The 25,488-nt window shown below is 70.4% G+C and carries 24 protein-coding genes; 14 read left to right on the top strand and 10 right to left on the bottom strand.

All coding sequences use genetic code 11. The features are described from left to right. Positions 1-59: 59 nt before the first annotated feature. Complete coding sequence (locus CEP17_RS09555) at positions 60-2,816, bottom strand: molybdopterin-dependent oxidoreductase (protein ID WP_112932069.1); 2,757 nt, start codon at positions 2,814-2,816, stop codon at positions 60-62. Then, entirely contained in the window at positions 2,813-3,616 is an 804-nt protein-coding gene (locus tag CEP17_RS09550; protein WP_112932068.1) for an FAD binding domain-containing protein, read from the bottom strand. The genes CEP17_RS09555 and CEP17_RS09550 overlap by 4 nt, the downstream gene beginning before the upstream one ends. 143 nt (positions 3,617-3,759) lie before the next feature. Between CEP17_RS09550 and CEP17_RS09545 the strand changes: the two genes are divergently transcribed. The 3 genes from CEP17_RS09545 to CEP17_RS09535 all read left to right on the top strand — a co-directional run bounded on the left by CEP17_RS09545 (position 3,760) and on the right by CEP17_RS09535 (position 5,925). Further along, positions 3,760-4,839, top strand: coding sequence for an XdhC/CoxI family protein (locus CEP17_RS09545; RefSeq protein WP_112932933.1), 1,080 nt, complete (start codon positions 3,760-3,762; stop codon positions 4,837-4,839). Then, entirely contained in the window at positions 4,836-5,390 is a 555-nt protein-coding gene (locus tag CEP17_RS09540) for a nucleotidyltransferase family protein (RefSeq protein WP_112932067.1), read from the top strand. The genes CEP17_RS09545 and CEP17_RS09540 overlap by 4 nt, the downstream gene beginning before the upstream one ends. A gap of 103 nt (positions 5,391-5,493) precedes the next feature. Further along, on the top strand, positions 5,494-5,925 hold the full coding sequence (locus CEP17_RS09535) for a DUF1761 domain-containing protein (RefSeq protein WP_112932066.1): 432 nt from the start codon (positions 5,494-5,496) through the stop codon (positions 5,923-5,925). 1 nt (position 5,926) lies between these two features. On the opposite strand, the gene purQ is transcribed toward CEP17_RS09535, so the two are convergent. Together purQ and purS are read right to left on the bottom strand one after the other, a co-directional pair. Beyond that, complete coding sequence (gene purQ, locus CEP17_RS09530; protein WP_036321138.1) at positions 5,927-6,634, bottom strand: phosphoribosylformylglycinamidine synthase subunit PurQ; 708 nt, start codon at positions 6,632-6,634, stop codon at positions 5,927-5,929. Next, positions 6,631-6,876, bottom strand: coding sequence for a phosphoribosylformylglycinamidine synthase subunit PurS (purS, locus tag CEP17_RS09525; protein WP_036289123.1), 246 nt, complete (start codon positions 6,874-6,876; stop codon positions 6,631-6,633). Before purS ends, purQ begins: the two co-directional genes overlap by 4 nt. A gap of 344 nt (positions 6,877-7,220) precedes the next feature. Between purS and CEP17_RS09520 the strand changes: the two genes are divergently transcribed. The 5 genes from CEP17_RS09520 (at position 7,221) to CEP17_RS09500 (ending at position 13,151) form a co-directional block, all read left to right on the top strand. Beyond that, on the top strand, positions 7,221-8,495 hold the full coding sequence (locus CEP17_RS09520; RefSeq protein ID WP_036321140.1) for an extracellular solute-binding protein: 1,275 nt from the start codon (positions 7,221-7,223) through the stop codon (positions 8,493-8,495). A gap of 86 nt (positions 8,496-8,581) precedes the next feature. Further along, entirely contained in the window at positions 8,582-9,682 is a 1,101-nt protein-coding gene (locus CEP17_RS09515) for a sugar ABC transporter permease (protein WP_036321142.1), read from the top strand. Continuing rightward, entirely contained in the window at positions 9,679-10,596 is a 918-nt protein-coding gene (locus CEP17_RS09510; protein ID WP_036321144.1) for a carbohydrate ABC transporter permease, read from the top strand. The genes CEP17_RS09515 and CEP17_RS09510 overlap by 4 nt, the downstream gene beginning before the upstream one ends. Before the next feature lie 29 nt (positions 10,597-10,625). Beyond that, positions 10,626-12,134, top strand: a complete 1,509-nt coding sequence (locus tag CEP17_RS09505) for a GH1 family beta-glucosidase (protein ID WP_112932065.1) — start codon at positions 10,626-10,628, stop codon at positions 12,132-12,134. 3 nt (positions 12,135-12,137) lie between these two features. Further along, positions 12,138-13,151: a LacI family DNA-binding transcriptional regulator gene (locus CEP17_RS09500; RefSeq protein WP_112932064.1), complete on the top strand. Its 1,014-nt coding sequence runs from the start codon at positions 12,138-12,140 to the stop codon at positions 13,149-13,151. 66 nt (positions 13,152-13,217) lie between these two features. Here CEP17_RS09500 and CEP17_RS09495 read toward each other — a convergent pair whose 3' ends face one another. Both CEP17_RS09495 and CEP17_RS09490 read right to left on the bottom strand, forming a co-directional pair. After that, complete coding sequence (locus tag CEP17_RS09495; RefSeq protein WP_112932063.1) at positions 13,218-14,573, bottom strand: solute carrier family 23 protein; 1,356 nt, start codon at positions 14,571-14,573, stop codon at positions 13,218-13,220. 131 nt (positions 14,574-14,704) lie between these two features. Continuing rightward, positions 14,705-15,586: a MurR/RpiR family transcriptional regulator gene (locus CEP17_RS09490; protein WP_112932062.1), complete on the bottom strand. Its 882-nt coding sequence runs from the start codon at positions 15,584-15,586 to the stop codon at positions 14,705-14,707. 126 nt (positions 15,587-15,712) lie between these two features. Between CEP17_RS09490 and murQ the strand changes: the two genes are divergently transcribed. The 3 genes from murQ to CEP17_RS09475 are packed head-to-tail and all read left to right on the top strand — an operon-like array spanning position 15,713 to position 19,172. Continuing rightward, entirely contained in the window at positions 15,713-16,648 is a 936-nt protein-coding gene (gene murQ / locus CEP17_RS09485; RefSeq protein WP_112932061.1) for an N-acetylmuramic acid 6-phosphate etherase, read from the top strand. Positions 16,649-16,677: 29 nt separating this feature from the next. Beyond that, a complete protein-coding gene (locus CEP17_RS09480; RefSeq protein WP_112932060.1) occupies positions 16,678-18,144 on the top strand; it encodes a PTS transporter subunit EIIC in 1,467 nt (488 codons plus the stop codon). Next, positions 18,144-19,172 carry a MupG family TIM beta-alpha barrel fold protein gene (locus CEP17_RS09475; RefSeq protein ID WP_162722426.1) on the top strand — a complete coding sequence of 343 codons (1,029 nt, stop codon included), beginning with the start codon at positions 18,144-18,146 and terminating at the stop codon, positions 19,170-19,172. Before CEP17_RS09480 ends, CEP17_RS09475 begins: the two co-directional genes overlap by 1 nt. Before the next feature lie 74 nt (positions 19,173-19,246). Here CEP17_RS09475 and CEP17_RS09470 read toward each other — a convergent pair whose 3' ends face one another. After that, positions 19,247-20,194: a phosphoribosylaminoimidazolesuccinocarboxamide synthase gene (locus tag CEP17_RS09470; protein ID WP_112932058.1), complete on the bottom strand. Its 948-nt coding sequence runs from the start codon at positions 20,192-20,194 to the stop codon at positions 19,247-19,249. Positions 20,195-20,201: 7 nt separating this feature from the next. After that, entirely contained in the window at positions 20,202-20,561 is a 360-nt protein-coding gene (locus CEP17_RS09465) for a hypothetical protein (RefSeq protein ID WP_112932057.1), read from the bottom strand. Between the two features lie 88 nt (positions 20,562-20,649). Between CEP17_RS09465 and CEP17_RS09460 the strand changes: the two genes are divergently transcribed. Together CEP17_RS09460 and CEP17_RS09455 are read left to right on the top strand one after the other, a co-directional pair. Further along, a complete protein-coding gene (locus tag CEP17_RS09460; protein WP_036321304.1) occupies positions 20,650-21,282 on the top strand; it encodes a PadR family transcriptional regulator in 633 nt (210 codons plus the stop codon). Continuing rightward, a complete protein-coding gene (locus tag CEP17_RS09455) occupies positions 21,279-22,763 on the top strand; it encodes a DHA2 family efflux MFS transporter permease subunit (protein ID WP_039413796.1) in 1,485 nt (494 codons plus the stop codon). Before CEP17_RS09460 ends, CEP17_RS09455 begins: the two co-directional genes overlap by 4 nt. Positions 22,764-22,818: 55 nt before the next feature. Here the strand turns inward: CEP17_RS09455 and purD are convergent, their stop codons facing one another. After that, positions 22,819-24,093, bottom strand: a complete 1,275-nt coding sequence (gene purD, locus CEP17_RS09450) for a phosphoribosylamine--glycine ligase (protein WP_112932056.1) — start codon at positions 24,091-24,093, stop codon at positions 22,819-22,821. Between the two features lie 54 nt (positions 24,094-24,147). Here purD and CEP17_RS09445 point away from each other — a divergent pair, with 54 nt between their 5' ends. Then, entirely contained in the window at positions 24,148-24,516 is a 369-nt protein-coding gene (locus tag CEP17_RS09445; protein WP_036321311.1) for a sterol carrier family protein, read from the top strand. Between the two features lie 25 nt (positions 24,517-24,541). Here CEP17_RS09445 and CEP17_RS09440 read toward each other — a convergent pair whose 3' ends face one another. Further along, positions 24,542-25,465: an NADP-dependent oxidoreductase gene (locus CEP17_RS09440; protein WP_036321313.1), complete on the bottom strand. Its 924-nt coding sequence runs from the start codon at positions 25,463-25,465 to the stop codon at positions 24,542-24,544. Positions 25,466-25,488 lie beyond the last annotated feature (23 nt).

Here is a 25,488-nt window from a genome sequence, read left to right as displayed (position 1 = left end):
CTGTGTCTTGTGCTGTGGATGCAGAACGGGCTGCGGTGATTCTGGAGACGATAGGTGTCTCACATTTCCGGCGTTTGCCCGTTCGTGTTTCGGTGGTGTGACGCGAGGCGCCAGACACGGTCGCGGCGAAACGGCTGCTCGTAGGGTCGAGCGCCGAGTGCGCGGGCGATGGCATTGCCGATCGCCGGCGCCACGGGGTTGTACGGCGACTCGCTCATCGACTTCGCGCCGAAGGGTCCGAGGTCGTCGGCGGTGTCGGCGAAGTACACCTCGGTGTCGGGGACATCGCCGAACTGGGGCACCCGGTACAGCCGGAAGACGGGGGTGGTGACCTTGCCGTCCTCGACCATGACCTCTTCGTACAGGGCGCTGCCGATGCCCTGCGCCACCCCGCCCTCGATCTGTCCGCGGCACTGCGCGGGATTCATCACGAATCCGGCATCCGCCGACTGGATCGACTGCAGAATGCGGACGACGCCGGTGCGCGGGTCGACGGCGACGCGGACCGCGTGGACGTTGAACGCCAGCGAACGGTGCTCACCCAGCTCGCTGCCGTCGGCGGTGAGCTCGCCCTCCGCCGTCAGCTCGCCGAGTCGCACGACGCGAACCGGCGTGTATACGCCGTCAGGCATGAGTCGGGCCGCCGCGGCATCCGTGCCGGTCAGCTCGGCCGCACGGGCACGCATTCGCGCGGCGAGCGCGAGGCAGGCGGCGTGCAGCGCCTTGCCCGCGACGGTGATGCCGGCCGATGCGAACGCGCCCGTGTCGTGGGCGACGGCGTCGGTGTCGGCGTGCCAGAGCTCGATGCCGTCGGGGTCGGCACAGAGGTCGGTGACCGCGATCTGGCGGAGCACCGTCGTGGTGCCGTTGCCGAACTCGGCAGTGCCGGCTCGCAGCAGGTACGTGCCGTCGGCGCGGAGGGTCACGCTCGTGTGCGCGATGTGGCCGAAGGGCGCCATCGTGGCGATCATCGCCGCCGCGACCCCTTCGCCGACGAGCCATCCTGCAGGGGCCTGGACGCCGTTGCCGCGACGCAGCGCGGACTCGGCGAGGTCGAGGCACTGATCGAACCCGTAGCTGCCCCACACGAGGTCGTCGTGGCCCGGGTCGTCCTGCGGGGTGACGGCGTTGCGCCGGCGCAGCTCGAACGGGTCGATGCCCAGACGCTCCGACAGCTGGTCCATCGCCGACTCCACGCCGAGCACCACCTGGCCGAGCCCGTATCCGCGGAACGCGCCCGACGGCACGTTGTTCGTGTACACGACCTCCGCGTCGAGCCGTTTGAGCGGAACCCGGTAGATCGTCGTCGACTCGGCGAGGGAGTGGAACATCACGCCGCGCGAATGGTTGCCGTACGCGCCCGTGTCGCTCAGCAGGTCGATCGCCATCGCGGTCAGCCGCCCCTCGGCATCCGCGCCGAGCGTGACGCTCACCCGCATCGGATGCCGGACGGCGGCCCGCTGGAACTCGTCGGCGCGGCTGAACTCGAACGCCACCGGGCGGCGGGTGCGCAGCACCGCGAGTGCGACGAGGTCCTCGGTGAACATCTCCTGCTTGCCACCGAATCCGCCCCCGAGGCGGGCCGTGTGCACGCGCACGCGGTCGCGGTCCAGGCCGAAGATGTGCGCGATCTCGTCGCGCGCCAGAAACGGCACCTGCGTCGAGGAGCGCAGCACCAGGCGGCCGTCGTCGTCGAGCCAGCCGATCGAGCCGTGGGTCTCCAGCTGCGCGTGCGTGACCCTCGCGGTCTGCCACGTCCCGGTCACCGTCACGGCGCTCGCGGCCAGGGCGGCCTCGAGCTCGGCGGCGTCGGGCCCGGCGTGCACGCTCGCGATGACGTTGCGCTCCGCTTCGTCGACGCGGTCGGCCGGTGTGCGGTCGGGGTGCAGCAGCGGAGCGCCGGGGCGGCGCGCCTCGTCCGGGTCGAAGACGGCGGGGAGGGGCTCGTAGTCCACACGGACGAGCCGGCACGCCTCGTCCGCGGCCTCGGCGGTCTCGGCGACCACCGCGGCGACCCGCTGTCCGATGTGGCGGACCACGTCGTCGAGCATGCGCGTGTCGTCGGGATCGTCGGTGCGGTGTTCATGCCGTCCGGTGGAATAGCGCACGTCGGGGACGTCGGCGTGCGTGAAGATCGCGACGACGCCGGGCACGGCGAGGGCGGCCGCGGTGTCGATCGCCGTGATGCGCGCGTGCGCGTGAGGGCTCGTGACCAGCCGCAGCACGAGGGCGTCGGCCGCCGGGTGACCCGGCTCGAGATCGAAGGTGAAGCTCTCGCGCCCCTGCGTCAGCCGCGGGCCGGCGGCAGGCACGACAGAGCGGCCGACGACGCCCGGTTCGGATGCCGCGGCATCCGCCCCGCCTCGCTGTGCCGACCGCCCCGTCTCGCGCACCGCGGTCATGATCGCCTCGCGGATCGGGCGATACCCCGTGCAGCGGCAGAGGTTGCCCTTCATGCGACGGTCGAGGTCGTCGAGGTCGCTCTCGCAGAGCGTCGACGCCGTCACGCTCATCCCCGGCGTGCAGAACCCGCACTGGAAGCCGAAGCCGCTGGCCAGCGCCTTCTGCACCGGATGCAGCTCATCGCCCGGCGCGAGTCCGGCCGCCGTGGTGACGTGTCGACCCTCGACACGACCGGCGGGAATGAGGCAGGAGTGCACGGGCTCGCCGTCCAGCAGCACGGTGCAGGCGCCGCAGTCGCCCGCGTCGCAACCCTTCTTGACCTCGGTGTGGCCCGTCTCGCGCAGGAGGGTGCGCAGGCACTGGCCCGGACGCGGCTCGGCATCCACCTCGGCGCCGTCGACGACCCACTTCATGCGAGCTCCCTCCGGATGTCCTCCGCGAGCGCGGCGGCGACACCGCGACGCCAGTCGGCCGACCCGAGCGGGTCGGTGTAGTACCCCGGGGATTCCTCGATGGCGGCGGCGAGGGTCGCGGCATCCGGCAGCGCGGTGAAGCGCAGCACCGTGGGACGCCAGGTCGCCGCCGTCACACCGAAGACACTGGCGCCGTCGGGGTCGACCCGGCCCGTGACGACGGCTCCCGAGCGGCCGTGCTCGGCCAGGGCGATCTTGCGCAGCGCGGCGCGCGAGCGCAGCGCGTGGGCGGGCAGGCGGATCGCGCGCAGCACCTCGCCCCGCGCGAGAGACGTCGTTCCATTGCCCGTCACGAGCTCGGCGACGGGCAGCTCGCGGTCGCCGTCGTCGCTCCAGATCTCGGCGACGCCGTCGAGCCCGGCACACAGCGACACCATCGCGCCCGCCGCGAAAGCGCGGCAGACGTTGCCGCCGACGGTGGCGGTGTTCCAGATCTTGAACGAGGCGAGGAGGGCGTTCGCGGCATCCGGGATGATCGAGGCGGCCGTCCACGGTGCCGGGGCCTTCTGCGCGAACGCGACGAGGCGTGCGATGGTGCACGTCGCGGCGATGCGCAGACCCTCGGCATCGGCGTCGAGGTCGGCCCAGCCCATGCCGGTGAGGTCGACGAACCCGGTCGTTGCGGGCTGCGGCTCGCTCATCAGCCAGGTGCCGCCCGCCATGATCGTCTCGCCCTCGGCGAGCCGGAGGTCGTCACGGGTGCGCGCCGTCCGGAACGAGCGCACGGTGGTGATGTCCATGTGTCGCTCCGATCTGGGTCACGTCCCGTCCGCGGCGTCGGGTGCGCGGGCCGGATCGGGTTCGAGTGAAACAGAGTGCCGTTTCGCCCGTGTTTCACGCGCACGCAACAGGCCCGCAACGAGCGGCGATTACGGTGACGACCATGCGCGAGATCCTGTCCCCGGCAGCCCAGTGGGTGCGCGAGGGGCGCGTGTTCGCGATCGCGACGGTGGTCGCGGTTTCCGGCAGCGCGCCGCGGCCCGTCGGGGCGAGCATGATCGTCTCGGATGCCGGGGTGTTCGGGAACGTGTCCGGCGGCTGCGTCGAGGGGGCCGTGCACGAGCGCTGTCTCGACGCGATCGCCACCGGCGCGGTGTCCATCGACAGCTTCGGCTACAGCGACGGCGAGGGCTTTGCCGCGGGATTGACCTGCGGGGGAGCGGTCGACGTGCTCGTGCGCCCCGTGTCGCCCGGCAGCGCCGCGGCGGCCCAGCTCGCACTGCTGGCCGAGCGGGATGCCGCGGGCATCCCCACCCGCTTCCGGCTCGTCACGTCGGGGGCGCTGCGCGGACAGGGGACGGTGCGGGACGGGTCCGCGCCCGCGTTCGACGCGGATGCCGACGCGATCGTCGTCGAGGTCGGCGCGCGCCCGCGACTCATCGTGGTCGGCGCCGTGGAGTTCGCCGTCGCCCTCGCGCGGCTCGGCACGGCGATGGGACACCGCGTGAGCGTGGTCGATCCCCGAGATCTCTTCGCCACCGCCGACCGCTTTCCCGGCGCGGAGGTCGTGGTCGACTGGCCCGACCGCTATCTCGCCGCCGAGAGGCTCGAGGCGGGCACGGCGATCTGCGTCCTGAGTCACGATCCGCGACTGGACGTCCCGGCACTCCGGGTCGCGCTCGGCTCGCCCGCCGATTACGTGGGAGCCATGGGCAGCCGCCGCACCCACGACGATCGCCTCCGCCGCCTCCGCGAGGCCGGCGTGGGCACCGCCGCTCTCGCTCGCCTGCGCTCGCCGATCGGGCTCGATCTGGGTGGCGTGTCGGCGGAGGAGACCGCGCTGTCGATCCTCGCCGAGATCATCGCCGATCGTCGGGGCGGGTCGGGTGCACGGTTGTCGGGTCTGGCCGGACCCGTCCACGCCGCCGCTCGCGGCGGGGGGCAGGCGGTGACCGTGCCGGCGAGCCCCGCGGTCTGCGCGCCGATCAGCGCTGTCGGCCGGGCGCCCGCCGGGCGTTCATGACGGTCTGCGGGGTCGTCCTCGCGGCGGGCGCCGGCACCCGCTTCGGTGGCCCGAAGGCGCTGGCCCGCACCGCCGCGGGAGAGTCGTGGCTGGTGCTCGCCGTCGCCACGCTGCGCGCCGCCGGGTGCGTCCCGGTCGTCGTCGTGCTGGGCACCGGCGCCGACGAGGCGGAACCGCTCGTCCCGACGGGGACGGTCGTGGTGCGCGTCGCCGACGGGTACCGCGAGCTGTCGGCATCCGTCCGTGTCGGGCTCGAGGCTGCCGCCGGCTCGAGCGCCGTCGCCGCGCTCGTGGTTCCCGTGGACGTGCCGGAGCTGCCGGCATCCGCGTGCCGTCGGGTGATGCGGCGTGCCGACGGCGACGCGCTCCGGCAGGCCGCGTACCGTGGCCGCCCGGGTCATCCGGTGCTGATCGGCCGGGCGCACTGGCCGCGGGTCGCCGGCGAGCTGGCCGGTGACAGGGGTGCCGGCGCCTACCTGCGCGCGCACGGCGCCGAGCGCGTGGAGTGCGCCGACCTGTGGCATGGCCGCGACCGGGATACCCGCGACTGACGCCGCGCCCGCGGTCCACCCACCGTCGCCATTGCCCTGTACGCCGCGCCGAGCGAGGCGGTAGCCTCGCGGCACGGCACCGGCTCACCCACCAGGAGGCGTCATGATTCCCGAGATCAACTATTGGGCCGTGCTCATCGGCACGGTTCTCAGCATGGCGCTGGGCGCCGTCTGGTACTCGCCGGCGCTCTTCGTCGACCGGTGGGCACGCCTGGCCCGCATCGACATGAGCGCACGTCGCGGCTCGCCCGCGATTCCGCTGATCGTGTCTGCGGTCGTGACGTTCCTCACGGCGTGGGTGCTGGCGGGCTCGGTCGCGATCGCGTGGCACTTCTACGGCGGCGGCTATCTCGCGTCGGCGCTCGTGACAGCGGTCACGCTCTGGGCCGGTTTCACCGCGGCGCGGGTCATCACCCACGACGCGTTCGAAGGGCGCCCGTCGCAGCTGACGGTGCTCACGATCGGATTCGAGCTGACATCGGTGCTGCTGATGGCGCTCGTCATGGGACTCTGGCCGCCGATCGGAACCGTCTGACTCAGGCGGCGGCGCCCACCACGGCGGCGATCGCCGAGGTGAAGAAGCCCAGGCCGTCCACGCCCGAGCGCATCGCGTCGGGGGTGTTCGGGCCGAAGCCCGGCTCCACCGCGTGCTCGGGGTGGGGCATGAGGCCGACGACGTTGCCGTGCTCGTTCGTGAGACCCGCGATGTCGTCCAGCGAGCCGTTGGGGTTCACGCCGAGGTAGCGGAACGCGACGAGTCCGTCGCCCTCGATCCGCTTCAGCGTCTCGGCCGAGCAGATGTAGCCGCCGTCCGCGTTCTTGAGGGGGATCGTGATCTCCTGGCCGGTCTCGAACGCCGAGGTCCACGCGGTCGACGCGTTCTCCACGCGCAGGCGCTGGTCGCGCCGGATGAACTGCTGGTGGGCGTTGCGGATCAGACCGCCCGGCAGCAGATGAGCCTCCACGAGCATCTGGAAGCCGTTGCAGATGCCCAGCACGGGCATGCCCTTGGCGGCCGCGTCCTTCACCTCGGTCATGATCGGGGCGAGCGCGGCGATCGCACCGGCGCGCAGGTAGTCGCCGTAGCTGAAGCCACCCGGCAGGACGAGCGCGTCGACGCCCTCGAGGTCGTGCGACCCGTGCCAGAGGGCGACGGGCTCGGCGCCCGCGAGGCGGATCGCCCGCTGGGCGTCGCCGTCGTCGAGCGAGCCCGGAAAGGTGATGACGCCGATGCGTGCGGTCATTCGACGACCTCGATGCCCACGACGTCCTCGATCACCGCGTTGGAGAGCACCTCGTCGGCCAGGGTGCGCACCGTCTCGAGGGTCTTCTCGTCGGCGACGTCGACGGTGAGCTCGAAGCGCTTGCCGATGCGGACGGCCGAGAAGCCCTCCACGCCGAGGCGGCCGAGGGCGCCGGCGACGGCCTTGCCCTGCGGGTCCAGCAGTTCGGCCTTGGGCATGACATCGACGACGATGGTGGGCATTCGGTCCTCCTGAGGGCCGCCTGACGGCCGCGGGGTCGTCCCGCCGACGGATGCCGGAGTCGGCGCGCCACGGGAGGGAAGGGGTCGCCCACAGTCTACGGGCATCCCGCCCTCGGCATCCGTTGCCAGCGCGACGCCGGGCGACGCGGACGCCAGCGAATTGCCACGGCCGCCGTTACGCAACTGTGATCGGCTCATGGGAGCGCTCCCTTGCATTCCTGGGAGCGATCCCATAACGTCGTCGGTGTCCGGTGAGAGCGCTCCCATTCCGATAGCGACGCGGCAACGCGGGGAGACGGGAACGCAACCCACGCACCTGAAACACATCCACAAAGGAGTGACACGTGAACACACGCGCACTGCGGCGCATCGGCCTCGTGGCCGGCGTCGCGACCACCTCCGCCCTCGTCCTCGCCGGCTGCGCCGGTGGCGGCGGCGGAGCAGCCACGGCCGACCCCAACGAGAAGGTCACCCTGACCGTTGCGACCTTCAACGACTTCGGATACTCGGACGCCCTGTTCGCCGAGTACACGAAGGAGCACCCGAACGTCACGATCGTGCACAACAAGGCGGCCACGAGCAACGACGCGCGCGCCAACTACTTCCAGAAGCTCGGCAAGACCGGCCTCGCCGACATCGAGGCCATCGAGGTCGACTGGCTGCCCGAGGTCATGAAGTACTCCGACCTGCTCGCGCCCGTTCCCGCCGACCTGAAGAGCCGCTGGCTGGACTGGAAGACCAAGGCCGCCACCGACCCCAAGGGCAACCTCATCGGCTATGGCACCGACATCGGCCCCGAGGGCGTCTGCTACCGCTCCGACCTGTTCGCCGCGGCGGGCCTGCCGACCGACCGCGAGTCGGTCGCGAAGCTGCTCACCGGCGACTGGAAGACCTACTTCGACACCGGTGCCAAGTACACCGCCGCGACCGGAAAGGCGTTCTTCGACTCCGCCGGCGGCACCTACCAGGGCATGATCAACCAGGTCGAGGCCGCGTACGAGAACCCCTCGGACGGCAAGATCACGATCGACCCGCAGGTCGAGACGATCTACAACCAGGTGCTCGACGCCGCCAAGACGCAGTCCGCCCACCTCAGCCAGTGGTCCGACGACTGGATGGCCGGCCTGTCCAACGGCTCGTTCGCGACGATGCTCTGCCCGGGCTGGATGCTCGGTGTCATCTCCGGCAACGCCAAGGACGTCAAGGGCTGGGACATCGCCAACGTCTTCCCCGGCGGCGGCGGCAACTGGGGCGGTTCGTACCTGACCGTCCCCGCCAACGGCAAGAACGTCGCGGCTGCCCAGCAGCTCGCCGACTGGCTGACCAGCCCCGACACGCAGCTCAAGGCGTTCGAGGCGGCCGGCACGTTCCCGAGCCAGGTCGACGCGATGAAGTCCGACACGCTGCTGAGCTCGAAGAACGAGTTCTTCAACAACGCTCCGGTGGGCCAGATCCTCACCGACCGCGCCAACGCGGTCACCGTCTCGCCCTTCAAGGGCCAGTTCTACTTCCAGATCAACGACGCGATGCAGAAGGCTCTGACCCGCGTCGAAGAGGGAACGCAGGACAAGGCCGCCTCGTGGGCGCAGTGGCAGACGGAAGTCGCCGCCATCAAGTAAGGACGACGGCAGACATGTGACAGCGGGCCCGGGGGACCCTCCCGGGCCCGCTCCCTGCCTCAACCACGAGATCGAAGGACTGAAGAGTGGACACCACCAGAACCTCCACGCGCGTGCGCGGCACCGCCGCCATCGCCGCGCGTCAGCCGAAACGGATCGGCTTCGGCAGCCGGCTGAGCTCGTGGGACCTCAAGCTCTCGCCGTACCTGTACATCTCCCCGTTCTTCATCCTGTTCCTCGTCGTCGGGCTCTTCCCGATCGGGTACACCGCGGTGATCTCCTTCATGGACTGGGACCTGGTGCGAAACTCCGGCACGTTCGTCGGGTTCGACCAGTACGCCACCGTGATCTCCGACCCGAAGTTCTGGGCGGCGCTGCGCAACACCTTCAGCATCTTCCTGCTGTCGTCGGTGCCGCAGCTCATCGCCGCCGTGTTCATCGCGGCGTTGCTGGATCAGAACATCCGCGCCAAGACCTTCTGGCGCATGGGCGTGCTCGTCCCGTACGTCATGGCCCCGGTCGCCGTGGCCCTGATCTTCTCGAACATGTTCGGTGACCAGTACGGCATCATCAACACCTGGCTGAGCAGCATCGGGCTGCCTCCCGTCATGTGGCATTCCGACACCTTCGCCAGCCACATCGCGATCGCCACGATGGTGAACTTCCGCTGGACCGGATACAACACCCTCATCCTGCTGGCGGCGATGCAGGCCATCCCGCGCGACTACTACGAGGCCGCGACGGTGGACGGCGCCGGAAAGGTGCGCCAGTTCTTCGCGATCACCCTGCCGAGCCTGCGCCCCACCCTGATCTTCGTGATCATCACGTCCACCATCGGTGGCCTGCAGATCTTCGACGAGCCGCGCATGTACGACCAGACCGGCACCGGCGGCGCGAACAACCAGTGGCTGACGATCTCGCTCTGGCTCTACGACCTCGGCTGGGGCCAGTGGAACCTGGGCCGCGCCGCCGCGCTGGCCTGGATCCTCTTCATCATCATCCTGGTGATCGGCGTCATCAACCTCTTCATCACCCGCAACCTGGTGCGCGACGAAGGAAGCCGCAACACCCTCACCCGGGCACAGATGCGCGCCGCCCGACGCGCAGCCCGTGCCGCGGTCGCCGCCGATCGCGCGGCGGCATCCGAACCCCGTCGCACGAACGAATCAGCGGAGGTGACGCGATGAGCGTCCTCAACGAACAGGCCGTCCCCGTCGTCGACGACGCGCTGCCGACCCCGGGCCGGGGCGAGAAGAAGCGTCGTCCGCGCCACGTCAAGGGCACCCGCCCGGGCTGGATCGTCTACGCCTGCCTCGCCGCCGTGCTCGTCGGCAGCCTCTTCCCCTTCTACTGGTCGCTGCTGATCGGCTCCGGCGACTCGTACACGATCCGCGACCCCAACATGTCGTGGATCCCGGGCGGCAACTTCTTCGCCAACGCCGCGAAGGTCATGAACGATCCGGCCGTGAACTTCTGGGTGGCCCTGTGGAACTCGATCATCAGCTCCGGCCTGATCGCCCTCTCGGTCGTCTTCTTCTCGACGCTCGCCGGGTGGGCGTTCGCCAAGCTGAAGTTCAAGGGATCGAGCTGGCTACTCGTCTTCGTCATCGCGACGATGGCCGTCCCCACCCAGCTCGGCGTCGTGCCGCTGTACATCCTGTTCAGCGAGATGGGCTGGACCGGTCAGCTCGGCGCGATCATCGTGCCCGCCCTCGTGAGCGCGTTCGGCGTGTTCTGGATGACGCAGTACCTGCGCCAGGCGGTGCCCGACGAGCTGATCGAGGCGGCCCGCGTGGACGGGGCGAGCTCGTTCCGCACCTTCCTCACCGTCGGCCTGCCGGCCGCGCGGCCCGCCGCTGCCATGCTTGCGCTGTTCACCTTCGTGTCGGCGTGGAACAACTTCTTCTGGCCGTTCATCGTTCTCGACCGGCAGAACCCGACGCTGCCCGTGGCGCTGTCGCTGCTGCAGTCCAACTACTTCATCGACTACTCGATCGTGCTCGCGGGCGTGCTTCTGGCCACGATTCCGCTGCTGATCTTGTTCGTCTTCGCCGGCAAGCAGCTGGTCAGTGGCATTATGCAAGGCGCGGTCAAGGGCTGAGCGCCCGACCGCTTCAGAAAGGTCGACTCATGACAGAGTTCTCCCGCTCCTTCCCGGAGGGCTTCCTCTTCGGCGCGGCCACCGCGGCGTACCAGATCGAAGGCGCCGCCTTCGAGGACGGTCGCACGGCATCCATCTGGGACGCGTTCAGCCGCGTGCCCGGCGCCGTGATCGCCGCCGACAACGGTGATGTCGCGTGCGATCACTACCACCGCTTCCGCGACGACGTGTCCCTCATGAAGGACCTCGGGCTCGACACGTATCGCTTCTCGGTCTCGTGGTCGCGGGTGCGTCCCGACGGGGGGCCGGTCAACCGCAAGGGGCTCGACTTCTACGAGCGCCTGGTCGACGAGCTGCGGGCCAACGACATCCTGCCGTGGCTCACGCTGTATCACTGGGACATGCCGCAGGCGATCGAGGAGAAGGGCGGCTGGACCGTCCGTTCCACGAGCGAGCAGTTCCTCGAGTACGCGCTGGGCGTTCACGACGCGCTGGGCGACCGGGTGCAGAACTGGACGACGCTCAACGAGCCCTGGTGCTCGTCCTTCCTGAGCTACACCGCGGGCATCCACGCGCCGGGCCGCTACAGCGTGACCGATGGCGTGCTCGCCGCCCACCACCTCATGCTCGGCCATGGGGCGGTCGTGCGCGAGCTGCGTGAGCGCGACGCCGATCTGCGCCTCGGCATCACGCTGAACCTCACGGTGGCCGACGCCGTCGACCCCGCGGATGCCGCGGATGCCGATGCCGCCCGCCGCATCGACGGGCAGTTCAACCGGTGGTTCCTCGACCCGATCTTCCGCGGCGCGTACCCCGCCGATGTGATCGAGGACATCCGCGCCGTCGCGCCCGAGGCCATCGACGCGCTCGAGGCGGCGAATCAGCCGGGCGACCTGAACACCATCTCGCAGCCGCTGGACGCGCTCGGGGTGAACTACTACCACGGCGAGTTCGTGGGTGGCGCACCCGACCCGCAGCCACCGCTGCCGGGCGATGCGCCGACCGACCGGCCCGCGGCATCCCCCTTCCCGTCGCACGAGGGCATCTACTGGCACGATCGCGGTCTGCCGCGCACCAACATGCACTGGGAGGTGCAGCCCGAGGGGCTGACGCGTCTGCTGCAGCGCGTCTGGGCCGAGTACGCCCAGCCGGCCGGCACCGCCCTGTACGTCACCGAGAACGGCGCTTCCTACGACGACGAGCTCGTCGTCGAGGACGGCGTCGCCCGCGTGCACGACCTCGAGCGCACGCAGTTCCTGCTCGCCCATCTGGACGCGATCCTCGACGCCGCCGATGCGGGCGTGGATGTGCGGGGCTACTTCTACTGGTCGCTCCTGGACAACTTCGAGTGGGCGTGGGGATACGCCAAGCGCTTCGGGATCGTCCACGTCGATTACGACACCCAGGTGCGCACCGCGAAAGACAGCGCGCTGGAGTATCGTCGGGTCATCGCCGCCCGCGCACTCGACGACGCGGCGGTTCCGGTCTCCGGGGCCGTCCCGCATCCCGGCGCACCGATCTCGACTCTTCAGAGGTAGCCCGTGACCATCGACACCCCGCGCGTCGCCCCGACGATCGAAGAGGTCGCGGCCGCCGCGGGAGTGTCGCGGTCGACCGTCTCCCGCGTCGTCAACGGCTCCACGGCCGTGAGCCCGGCGGCTCTGGAAGCGGTGCGGCGCGCCATCGCGGACCTGAACTACGTGCCCAACCGTGCCGCGCGCTCGCTCGCGAGCCGCGCCACGATGGCGATCGCACTCGTCGTGCCCGAGGACACCACCCGGTTCTTCGGCGACCCGTTCTTCGCCTCGGTCGTGTCGGGAATCAACACGCGGCTCAGCCGGTCGGAGTACGTGCTCAACCTGATCATCGCGAGCGACGATCCGGGTGACAAGACCTCGGCATACGTGCGCAGCGGCGCCGTCGACGGTGCGATCGTCGTCTCGCACCACACGAGCGACACGTTCATCGACCGCATCGCGCACGTCGTGCCGGTCGTCTACGGCGGCCGTCCCGTGCGGGAGCGCGAACGCGACTACTACGTCGACGTCGACAACGTCGCCGGCGGACGCGAGGCGACCGAGTATCTGATCGGTCGAGGCTTCCGCCGCATCGCGACGATCGCCGGCCCTGTCACGATGCCGGCCGGCATCGACCGTCTCGTTGGCTTTCGCGATGCGCTCTCCGCCGCCGGGCTCGAGCCGGTCGCCGAGGAGGACGGCAACTTCACGGCCGACGGCGGCTCGGCCGCGATGCAGCGGATCATCGAAACGGGAGTGGAGTTCGACGCGCTCTTCGTCGCGAGCGATCTGATGGCTCGCGGTGCGCTCGCGGCGCTCGGGCGCGCGGGCATCCGCGTTCCCGAGGACGTCGCGATCGTGGGCTTCGACGACTCGCCCGTCGCGCGCACCGTCAGCCCGCAGCTCACGACGATGCGCCAGCCCTCCCACGAGCAGGGGGAGCGCATGGCCGACATGCTGCTGTCGATCCTCTCCGGCGGCACGCCCGACCGTGTGACGATCCTGCCGACGGAGCTCATCGTCCGCGACTCCGCCTGACCTCGGCATCCGCGGGGCGCCGCGTCGCTCGGCGCCGCCCCGCGTCCGTCGATCCGGCGCCGAGCGTCAGCCGACGTTCTCGGGATCGCCGCCGAGCGGGCCGATGGGCACGATCGGCCCGCCGTCATCCGCGCCGGTCTTGCGCGCCCGGGCGATGGCGTTGCCGAGGTGGTAGATGACGAGAGCGGCCACGGTGCCCAGGACGATGGCGCCGAAGCTGAGCGTTCCGAGGTTCATCGTGAAGCCCGCGATCGCGATGACGAAGGCCACGGCGACCGTGTACTGGTTGACCGGGCGGGAGAAGTCCACCTGGTTGTCGACCCAGATCTTGATGCCGATGACGCCGATGAGGCCGTAGAGCGCGGTCGTCACGCCGCCGAGCACGCCCGCGGGCATCGCGAAGATCACCGCGCCGATCTTCGGGGAGAAGGCCAGCAGGATCGCCACGGTGCCGGCGACCCAGTACGCGGCCGTCGAGTAGACGCGGGTTGCGGCCATGACGCCGATGTTCTCGCCGTAGGTGGTCGTGCCCGAGCCGCCGCCGAGGCCGGCGATCGTGGTCGCCAGGCCGTCGGCGATCAGCGCGCGACCGGTGCGCTTGTTGATCGAGGGGTCGCCGGTCATGGTGGCGACACCGCGCACGTGGCCCACGTTCTCGGCGATCAGCACGAGGATCACGGGCAGGAACATCGGCAGCATCGCCCAGGCGTGCGCGTCGCCGAACGCGGGCAGGTGGAACTGGGGGAGGCCGACCCACGCGGCATCCGCGACGCCGTCCCATTTCACGCGACCCATCAGCGCGGCCACGACGTAGCCGACGACGACGCCGAGGAAGATCGAGATGCGCCCCAGGAAGCCGCGGAAGAACACGGCGAACAGGATGCAGGCGGCCAGCGTGATGCCGCCGAGCAGCGCGTCCTGCTGGAAGTTCGTCCACGCCACGGGCGCGAGGTTCAGGCCGATGAGCGCCACGATCGCGCCGGAGACGACCGGGGGCATGAGCTTCTCGATCCAGCCGGTGCCGGTGGCCTGCACGAGCAGCCCGATGCCGGCCAGCAGCACGCCGGCGACGAACACGCCGAGCAGGGCCTGACTGATCTGCTCGCCGGTCGCCAGCGCCTTTCCGCCGCCCGGGCCGAGGGCGAGGATCGGCGCGATGAACGCGAACGAGCTGCCGAGGTAGCTGGGCAGGCGGTTGCCGGTGAGGACCAGGAACAGCAGGGTGCCGATGCCGGAGAACAGCAGCGTGGTCGAGACCGGGAACCCGGTGAGCAGCGGCACGAGGAATGTCGCACCGAACATGGCGACCACGTGCTGGGCGCCGATCGCGATCGTCGCCGGCCAGCCGAGGCGTTCGTGCGGCTTGACGACGGCGCCGGGCTCGACGGTGCGGCCGTCTCCGTGCTGAGTCCAGATGGGCATGGTCGTGCTCCTTCTTCGGCGGTGCGGTCGGCGAAACGGCGGGGGATGGGGCGGGCGGCGGATGCCCAGGTCAGGCTACCTGGGAGCGGGCTGTGAGCCGCGCACGCGCGCCGTGAAAGAGCGCTCCCGTCTCAGTTGCGCTCGCCCCGCGGCAGATGCTGAGGTGTCACGGCCTGTCGAGTGGCGTCCAGCACCGATCCGAGATCGTCGAAACGCAGCTGCCCGACCCGCAGGAAGAGGAAGTCGACCACGGCGAGCTGCGCCATGCGGCTGGCCAGCGCCGCCGCGCGTAGCGTCGCCTCCCGGGCGGGCGTGCGCAGCACGAGGTCGCAGGCGCCGGCGAGCGCCGAGTCGGGGTCGCCGGTCACGGCGACGGTCAGGGCTCCCGTGCGGGCGGCGACCTCGACCGCGTGCAGCACGTCGCGGGTGCCCCCACTGAACGAGAAGGCGATGACGACGGCGTCGGTGCCGGCGAGCGCAGCGTGCACGAGCTGCAGATGCGTGTCGGGCGCGTTCAGGCAGTTCACGCCGATGCGCTGCAGCTTCTGCGACAGGTCGCCGGCGGCCAGACCCGACGCGCCCACGCCGACAGCGATCACGCGCGCACCCGCGGCGATGCGCCCGGCGACCTCCTCCAGCGCCGCGAGGTCGATCAGCCGCGCCGTCTGTTCGATCGTGCGCGCCTCGTGGAAGGCGACTTTGGAGACCATGTCGGACAGCGAGTCCGACGGGTTCAGCTGCCCTTCGGCGATGTCCGAACGCTCGAGGTCAGCGGCGTTGCGCGACAGCTCCTGCGCCAGCTGCATGCGCAGTGCCGGAAACCCGGCGAAGCCGAGCGCTTTGGAGAAGCGCACGACCGAGGCCTGGGAGACGCCGGCGTGGTCGGCGAGCTCGGCCACGGTCGCGTTGACGACGGCATCCGGATCGTGCAGCACGATCGTGGCGACCCGGGACTCCGCTGGACGCAGACGCGGCACGGCCGTGCGGATCGTCTCGATGACGTCGCCATCCATGTCGCCTCCCGGGTCTGCGTCAGTCTCCCACGCTTCATGAAATCATGCTTCACATTTGATTGGCTTTGTGAAATAGTCATTCACACCCACGAAACCGCGCGGGACCGCCATCGACGAGGAGGCCGCATGACCGCTCCCGTGTCCGCCGTCACCACGGAACAGCAGAACCCGCGTACCCGGGCGCTCGACGCCATGAGCGTCACCGAGCTGCTCACCGCGATGAACGACGAGGATCGCCGCGTGCCCGTGGCCGTTGCCGCCGCGATCGGACAGATCGCCCGTGCGGTCGATCTCGCCGTCGCCGCCCTCGGCGCCGGCGGCCGGCTCATCTACCTCGGCGCCGGCACGAGCGGACGGCTCGGGGTGCTGGATGCCGCGGAGTGCCCGCCCACCTTCGGCACCGATCCGGGACAGGTGCGGGGGGTGCTCGCGGGTGGGCGCGCCGCCATGTTCGAGGCCGTGGAGAACGCCGAAGACTCCGTCGCGTTCGCCGTCGCCGACCTGCAGGCCATCGAACTGAGCGCTGCCGACGTCGTCGTGGGAATCGCCGCCTCCGGCCGCACGCCCTACGTCATCGGCGGCCTCGACCACGCGCGCGCGATCGGCGCGGCGACGGTGGCCCTTGCCGCCAACCCGAATGCCGAGATCAGCGAGCATGCCGACGTCGCGATCGAGATCGACAACGGTCCCGAAGTGCTCACCGGTTCCACTCGGCTGAAGGCGGGCACGAGTCAGAAGCTGGTGCTGAACATGATCTCCACGGCGACGATGGTGCGCCTCGGCAAGGTCTACGGCAATCTCATGGTCGATGTCCGCCCGACCAACGAGAAGCTCGTCGACCGCGCAGTCCGCATCGTGCAGGCCGCCACCGGATGCGACCGCTCACGCGCCGAGAGCGCACTGGCCGACGCCGACGGCCACGCGAAGACCGCCATCGTGGCGATCCTCTGCGGAATCGGTGCCGGCGCCGCCCGCGAACGACTCGCGGACGCGCACGGCTTCGTCCGCGCCGCCATCGACGACGCGGCCCCCGCCGGCGCCGCCCCCACCGATCAGCGCTAGTCGCCCCGGACATCACGAAAGGAATCACCGTGGATTACCCGAAACTCAGCCGCGACATCCTCCCGCTCGTCGGCGGCGGCGAGAACATCTCGTCCTTCACCAACTGCATGACGCGTCTGCGACTCGAGATCATCGATCCCTCCCGCGTCGACGTCGATGCGATCAAGAAGCTCGACGGCGTGATGGGCGTGGTCGACGGCGACCAACTGCAGGTCGTCGTGGGCCCCGGTCACGCCCAGCGCCTGCGCGACGCGTTCGCGGCGGAGAGCGGGCAGCAGGGCACCGCGCCGGTGGATGCCGACGATGAGGCCCCGCTGAGCGCGGCGGCCGATCTGCGCGCACTGCAGACGAAGAACACCCAGAAGGTGAAGGCGCGCCAGAAGACCGGTGTGCACTCGCTGTTCCGCCACATCGGCAACATCTTCATCCCGATCATCCCCGGCTTCATCGCGTGCGGTCTCATCGTCGCGATCGCGAACGTCTGGAAGCTGATCGCCCCCGGCGTCGCCCTGAACCCCTGGTTCCTCGCGTTCGCCGCGCTGGGCTCGATCGTCGTGGGGGCCCTGAATCTGCTGGTGGGCTACAACACCGCGAAGGAGTTCGGCGGCACCCCCGTGCTCGGCCTCATCGCCGGCGCCGTGTCGTACATGCCCGCCCTCGCCGGCATCCCGGCCTCGAAGGCGGCCGACGGCACGGCGATTGCCGCACAGCCCCTGGTACTGCCCCTGTTCGGCGAGCTCAAGCCGGCACTGGGTGGCATCATCGGCGTGATCGTGACCGCCTGGCTGTTCACGGTGATCGAGAAGTGGGTGCGCACGCGCGTTCCCGCGTGGCTCGACCTGTTCGTGGTTCCCGTCGTCACCGTGCTCGTCGGGGCCGCGGTCTGCATCCTCGTGATCATGCCCATCGCGGGACTGCTGATGCAGGGCATCAACTGGGTGCTGATCGATTTCGCCCTCGAGCGCGGTGGCGTCATCGGCGGGTACCTGCTGTCGTCGCTGTTCCTGCCGCTCGTCATGCTCGGCATCCATCAGGGACTCACCCCCATCCACGCGCAGCTGATCGCCGACCACGGCTTCACCCAGCTGCTCCCCGTGCTGGCGATGGCGGGGGCGGGCGAGGTCGGTATGGCGATCGCGATCTACGTCAAGACCAAGAGCACGCGCCTGAAGAGCATCATCCGTGCGGCGCTGCCCATCGGCGTCCTCGGCGTGGGTGAGCCGCTCATCTACGGCGTCTCGCTGCCCCTGTTCTACCCCCTCATCACCGCCTGCCTCGGCGGCGGTTTCGGCGGCGCGTTCGTGGCCTACGGCATCCAGGCGACGGGCGGGTTCGGCGCCGGCGCGCTGGGACTGTCGGGCGTGCTGATGACGGCCGTCATCACCAACGGGCAATGGCTCTGGTACGTCGGGGGCCTTCTGATCGCCTACGTCATGGGATTCGTTCTGACCTACTTCTTCGGCTTCAAGGAGCACATGGTCGAGCGGCTGAGCTGATGCTGTTCTCGATCTATCCCACCGATACGCCCGAGGTCCGCGCGGACGTCATCGACCAGGCGTGCGCGGTCGCCGCGGCGCCGATGCTCTTCACGTCGCTGCACCAGCCGGAGAGCGACGGCCTGCGCGGCTTCGCCGCCGAGCTGGCGGACGCGCACCGGGAGCGGGGTGTGACGTTCTGCGCCGACATCTCGCCGCTCGCCCTCGAGCGCCTGGGCGAGGGGTTCGACGGGCTGGGGCGGCTGCGCGACGGCGGTGTCGAGATGCTGCGGATCGACTTCGGCTTCGCGCCGGAGGAGATCCGCCGCATCGCCCGCGCCTCGGGATGCCGCATCGCGGTGAACGCGAGCACGGCGACCGCGTCGTTCCTCGACGAGCTGGACGGCATCGACGTGGTCGGATGGCACAACTTCTATCCCCGGCCCGAGACCGGCATCGGCACGGAGTTCTTCCTCAGCCAGAACGCGTTGTTCGCCGAGCGGCAGAGCCCCGTGTACGCGTTCCTTCCGGGCGAGAGCGCGCTGCGCGCACCCCTTCACCTCGGTCTGCCCACGCTCGAGGAGCATCGTCATCGCACCGCGTGGCGCAACTATCTGCACCTGCGTGCGATCGCGCCCGGTGTCGAGATCGTCTGCGCCGAGGGCACCGTGCGCGCGGAGCATCTCGAATGGATCGCCCACCACGAGCGCACCGGGGAGGTGACCGTACCTGTGTCGGGACTCGACCCGGCCGCGGCATTTCTGCGGGGCGCCGCCTGGCGGCTGCGTGTCGAAGACAGCGCGGCGTCGTTCCGGCTGGAGGGAACGCGCGGGAGCGTCGCTCCGGATGCCGCGCGCAACGCCGACCGTCGTGCCGCCGGGTCGCTGCAGATGGATCTCGACAGCCTCGGTCGCTATCGGGGAGAGATCCACCTGATGCGTCGGGATCTGCCGCTCACGGGTCTGCAGGCCCATGTCGGCGAGATCGCGGCGCCCGCCCGCGGCATCGTCGAGAGCCTGCGTCCGGGCGACACGGTGCGTTTCGTCTGACCGTTGGGGCGTCTCTACGACGCGCCCCTCTCCCCGGTCGCCCCGCGAGCGCAGCGCGTCGAGACGCGTTCGCGTCAGTCGGTGAGCATCTCGAGCAGCTCGCGGTACTTCGCCGCGGTGCGCTCGACGATCTCGGCCGGCAGCTCGGGCGGCGTTCCCTGGCCGTCCCAGGCGGCGGCGAGCCAATCGCGGACGATCTGCTTGTCGAAGCTGGCCATCCGCTCGGCCGCGCTCGTGCCCTGCGCCCACGCCGCGGCATCCCAGTAGCGCGACGAGTCGCTCGTGAGCACCTCGTCGGCCAGGGTGAGCACCCCGTCGGCATCCACGCCGAATTCGAACTTCGTGTCCGCGAGGATGAGCCCCTTCGCTTCCGCGGTCGCGGCGGCGCGGCGGTAGATCTCCAGCGAGAGATCGCGCAGCGCGGCCGCGCGTTCGGCCCCGACCAGTTCCTCGGTGCGGGCGAACGAGATGTTCTCGTCGTGCTCTCCCATCGGCGCCTTGTACGCCGGGGTGAACAGGGGCTCGGGGAGGCGATCGCCGTCCTGCAGGCCGGACGGCAGCGGGATGCCGCAGACCGTCCCCGCGGCGACGTACTCCTTCCAGCCCGAGCCGGTCAGATAACCGCGCACGACGCACTCGATCGGGAGCATGTCGAGGGTGCGCACGATCATCGCCCGACCCGTGACGGCGTCCGGGACGAGATCAACCGCGTCGTCCGATCCGGAGGGGAGCGCGTGGGTCGCGGCCAGGTGGTTCGGGATGCGGCGGCCGCCGTCGGCGCCGGAGAGCTGGTCGAACCACCACAGGCTGAGGGTGGTGAGCAGCTCGCCCTTTCCCGGGATGCCGGGGCTCAGGACGTGATCGAACGCGCTCACCCGGTCGCTGGCGACGACGAGCATGCGCTCGGCCGGTGCGGGGCTGTCCGACGCGGGGCGGTAGAGGTCGCGGACCTTGCCCGAGTAGACGTGGGTCCAGCCGGGCAGATCGGCGGGCGCGGCGGAGGGCGAGGAGGCGTCGGTCACGCGTCCATTATCGCGGGGACGGTGCGGCTGTGCCGCCGCCTGCGCGCGGGGTGATCTCGTCGACGAAGGCGTAGGCCTCCGCCACGACGTCGGGCCAGAGATCCACGGCATCGGTCCCGACGAAGACCCACTCGCGCATCGCGCGGCCGCGCATGGTCATCCGTTCCGCCCTGCCGGTCTTCTCGAGCGCGCTCACTCTGCTTTCGGGCAGCTTCGCGATCAGTCCCGACCGATAGCCCATGAACGCGAACACCTTCCCTCGGATGCGCAGGCCCTCGCTCCCGAACATCGGGCCGATGTCGACGCCCGGGAGCACCATGTACTCGGCGGCGATGTCGTCGAACACCGCGCGCGCCTCTGCCGTCATGAGCAGACCGTAGCGCGCCGTGACAAATCAGCGTATAGTCCATGTGGACTAGTCAAGATGGAATAACAAGCCGTGGAGGAGAACAGTCGTGAAGAGCGCCGTGGACCGGCTCACACCGTTGGGAGTGATGGTGCTCGCGCTGCTGCGCGAGGACGACATGCACCCCTACGAGATGATCCGGCTGATGCGGCACCGTCACGACGATCGCATCGTGTCGGTGACCAACGGCACGATGTACCACACCGTCGCACGTCTGGAGAAGTCCGGTCTGCTCGCCGAGGTCGGCGTCGATCGGGACGGCAACCGGCCGGAGCGCACCACGTACACCCTCACCGATGCCGGCCACGAGGTCGTCCAGGACTGGGTGCGCCGGGAGCTTCCGCTCCTGGACCGGCCCGTCGAGTTCCGCGTGGCGCTGGCCGAGGCGCACAATCTCCCCCGCGAGGACGTCGTGGCGTTGCTGTCGACCCGTCGGGAGCATCTCGCCCGTGCGCGCGACGAGCTCGCCGACGGCATCGCCCATGCGCGCGAGAGCAAGACCGGCCCGGCATCCGTCATCGAGCAGTACCTCATCGAGATCGATCGCGAGCGGGCCCTGCTCGCCGCCGACCACGACTGGCTCGCCGACCTGCTGGAACGGCTCGCCCACCCCGACTTCGTGTGGGGATCACACGAGAAAACCGATCGCTATCTGGCACAGAGAGAAGCTGCTCGCTCATGACCGAACAACGCACGCGCGATGTGACCGCGCCCGCACCCACCCCCGAACGCAACCCGTGGCCCGCCCTCTGGGCGCTCGTCATCGGGTTCTTCATGATCCTGGTCGACACCACGATCGTCTCGGTGGCCAACCCCGCCATCAAGGCGGCCCTCGACCCGTCCACCAACAACCTCGACAACGTCGTGTGGGTCACGTCGGCCTACCTCCTGGCGTATGCCGTGCCCCTGCTGATCACCGGCCGTCTGGGTGATCGATTCGGACCGAAGCGCATCTACCTCATCGGCCTCGCGATCTTCACGCTCGCATCCCTGGGCTGTGGCCTGTCGGGATCCCTCGAGATGCTGATCGTCTTCCGCGCGATCCAGGGCCTGGGTGCCGCACTCATGACCCCGCAGACGATGGCCGTCATCACCCGCACCTTCCCGCCCCAGCGCCGCGGTGCCGCGATGGGCCTGTGGGGAGCGACCTCCGGGGTCGCCATGCTCGTCGGGCCGCTCGCCGGAGGCCTGCTCGTGGACGGCCTCGGCTGGGAGTGGATCTTCTTCGTCAACCTGCCCGTCGGTGTGATCGGCTTCGTCCTCGCGTGGATGCTCGTCCCGAACCTCGAGACGCACCCCCACCGCTTCGATCTGGTCGGGGTCGTCCTGAGCGCGGTCGGCCTGTTCCTCATCGTCTTCGGTCTGCAGGAGGGTGAGCACTTCGACTGGGCCGCCTGGGTCTGGACGATGATCGCGGGCGGCGTCGTGGTCATGGCGCTCTTCATCTGGCAGCAGGCGAAGACCCGCAGCGAGCCGCTCGTGCCGCTCGGTCTGTTCCGCGACCGCAACTTCTCGGTGTCGAACTTCACGATCGCCACGGTCGGCTTCACGGTGACGAGCATGTCGCTGCCGCTCATGTTCTTCGTGCAGCTGGCGCGCGGTCTCACGCCCACCGAGTCGGCGCTCCTGCTCGTGCCGATGGCCGTCGCCGCGGGTGTGCTCTCGCCGCTGACCGGCCGGCTGCTCGACCGGGTCGACGCCCGCGTCCTGCTGGTGCCGGGGCTGCTCCTGGTCGCCGGATCGCTCTTCTGGTACTCCTCGCTGATGCACGCCGACACTCCGATCTGGATGTTCCTGCTGCCCTCGTTCCTGATGGGCGTCGGAAACTCCGGCATGTGGGGGCCGCTGGCCACCACGGCGACCCGTAACCTCGAGCCGCGCCAGGCCGGCGCCGGCGCGGGCATCTACAACACGACGCGCACGATCGGTTCGGTGCTCGGCTCGGCGGCGATCGCCGCGTTCATGCAGTCGCGTCTCGAGGCGAACCTGCCGGGCGCCTCGAACGCCGGCGGCGACTTCGGTGCGGGACAGCTGCCCGCGTTCGTCGTCGACGGCTTCTCGAACGCCATGGCGCAGACGATCCTGCTGCCGGCGATCGTGCTGCTGATCGGCGTCGTCGCCGTGCTGTTCATGCAGCGCCCGCCGCACCTCGTCAAGCGCTGAGCGCGAGCGGCATCGCCCATCGCCGCCCGGTGAGGCCCGACGACGACACGACCCGTCAGTCGAGCGCCACCCGGGCGGCGATGTCGCGTCGGTAGTGCGAGCCCTCCAGGGCGATCCGTTCGAGAGCGGCATACGCCTGGTCGCGCGCGGCGCCGAACGAGGAACCGGTCGCCACGACATTGAGCACGCGTCCCCCCGTCGCCACCAGCTCGTCGCCGCTCACCGCCGTCGCGGCGTGGGCGAGGTGCACTCCCGGGACGGATGCCGCGGCCTCCAGTCCCGTGATGGCACGCCCCGTCCGCGGCGCCTCGGGGTAGCCCTCGCTGGCGAGCACGACCGTGATCGCGGCCGTGTCGGCGAACGTCGGTGCCGGCTCGTCCTCGAGGGTTCCGGATGCCGCGGACATGAGCAGCCGCGACAGCGGGCTCGTCAGACGCGCGAGCACGACCTGCGTCTCGGGGTCGCCGAAGCGGGCGTTGAACTCGATGACCTTGATGCCGTCGGCAGTCAGGATGAGGCCCGCGTAGAGCAGACCGATGAAGGGGGTGCCCTCGGCATCCAGCGTGCGGATGACCGGTTCGGCGACCGTCCGGGTCACCTCGGCGACGAACGCCTCTTCGCTGCCGAAATCGTCGCTCAGCCATGGCAGCGGCGAGTAGGCGCCCATCCCACCCGTGTTCGGACCCGCGTCGCCGTCGTAGGCGCGTTTGAAGTCCTGTGCGGGGCTGAGCGCCCGCACGGTGTCGCCGTCGCTGACGAAGAAGAGCGACACCTCCGGCCCGGAGAGGAACTCCTCCACCAGCACGGGGCCGGTGGGAAGGTAGGTGTCCGCGTGCGCGAGCGCCGCCTCGCGGTCGTCGGTGACGACGACCCCCTTCCCGGCGGCCAGCCCGTCGGCCTTCACGACGTGCGGCGCGCCGTAGGCGTCGAGGGCGGCTTCGACCTCTGCGCGGGTCGTCGCGCGCGTCGCCCGGCCCGTGGGCACGTGGGCGGCATCCATGATCCGCTTCGCGAACGCCTTCGAGCCCTCCAGCTGCGCGGCTGCCCTGCCGGGGCCGAACACCGGAACGCCGTGCTCCCGCAGGGCGTCGGCGACTCCCGCGACCAGCGGCGCCTCGGGGCCGATGATCACGAGGTCGATGTCGTGGTCGTTGGCGTACTCGGTCACTGCGGCCGGGCTGTTCGCATCGAGGTCGGCAACGATCGTGGCGTCCGCGGCGATGCCCGCGTTGCCCGGGGCCGCGAACAGATCGTGCCCCGCGTCCTCCCCCTTCAGAGCGAGGAGGATGGCGTGCTCGCGGGCACCGGAACCGAGGACGAGAATGCGCACCCGGCCAGCCTACCGACGGCCCGCCGCGTCGTCGGTGCGGGCTAGCGTGAAGGCATGGCCCGCAAGATCTCCACCGCCGACGGTCGTGACGCGCTCGCCGCTGTCGCCGCGGCGACGGATGCCGACGTGACACCCCCGCGCACGGCGCTGGCGACCGCCGTGCGCTACCTGCTCCAGCTGCTGGCAGAGAAGGCCCCCGGCAACACCGTCGAGGTGCGCGTGCCGCCGTTCGGCGCGGTGCAGGTGGTCGAGGGCCCGCGGCACACCCGCGGTACCCCGCCGAATGTCGTCGAGACAGACGCGACCACCTGGATCGCGCTCGCGACCGGTGTCGAGTCGTGGGCCGAGGCCCGGGCCGCCGGTCGCATTCTCGCGTCCGGAACCCGGGCCGACCTCGCGCCCCTTCTGCCGCTGCGGCCGTGAGACCGCCGCCGCGAGGCGGGGGCGATCAGACGGTGACGACGATCTTGCCGCGAGTGTGGCCCTCTTCGAGAGCGGCGTACGCGGCGGCGGCCTCGTCGAGCGGATAGGTCGCGGCGATCTCGACGCGCAGCTCACCCGACGCGACGAGTTCAGCCAGCTCGCCCAGCTGCGACGCGTTCGGGCGGACCCACACGTAGTGGCCGCCGAACTCGGTGCGTGCGCGGGCATCGGCGATCGAGGCGACGACGCCGCCGTCGGCGAGCAGATCGGGCGTCGAGTCGAGCGTCGAGCCGCCGACGAAGTCGATGATGACATCGAACCCCTCGGGGGCGATCTCGCGGGCAGCGGGGACGAGGCCCTCGCCGTAGACGACGGGCTCGGCGCCCAGATCGCGGAGGTACGCGTGGTTGCGCTCCGACGCCGTGCCGACGACACGAGCCCCGAGCCGGCGTGCGAGTTGCACGCCGAACGAGCCCACCCCACCGGCGGCGCCGTGGATCAGCACGGTCTGACCCGCGCCGACACCGGCGCGCTCCAGCGTCTGCAGCGCCGTCAGCCCGGCCAGCGGCAGCGCGGCGGCATCCTCGAACGACAGACCTTCGGGCTTCGGAGTCGCGGTGCGCACCGGCACCGGCATGAACTCGGCGACCGAGCCGTTCTCGACGATGTCGGCGCGGGCGTAGGCGAGCACCGCGTCACCGACGGCGAACTCGGGGGTGTCCAGACCCGTCTTCTCGACGATGCCGGCGACGTCCCAGCCGGGCACGACCGGAAGGCGGGTGTCGATGAGGCCGCGCAGGTAGCCCTCGCGGATCTTGTAGTCGACGGGGTTGATCCCGGCCGCGACGACCCTCACCACCAGGGTGTCGGGGCCGACGTGGGGCTCCTCACGGTCGGTGAGCTCGAAGCGGTCGTTGCCGCCGAAATCCGAATAGACGAGTGCCTTCATGCTGAGTTCCAACCGTCGGCGGA

Source organism: Microbacterium sp. PM5, from assembly GCF_003293595.1.
Taxonomy (GTDB): Bacteria; Actinomycetota; Actinomycetes; order Actinomycetales; family Microbacteriaceae; genus Microbacterium.
This window is presented reverse-complemented; position numbering and strand designations above follow the sequence as displayed.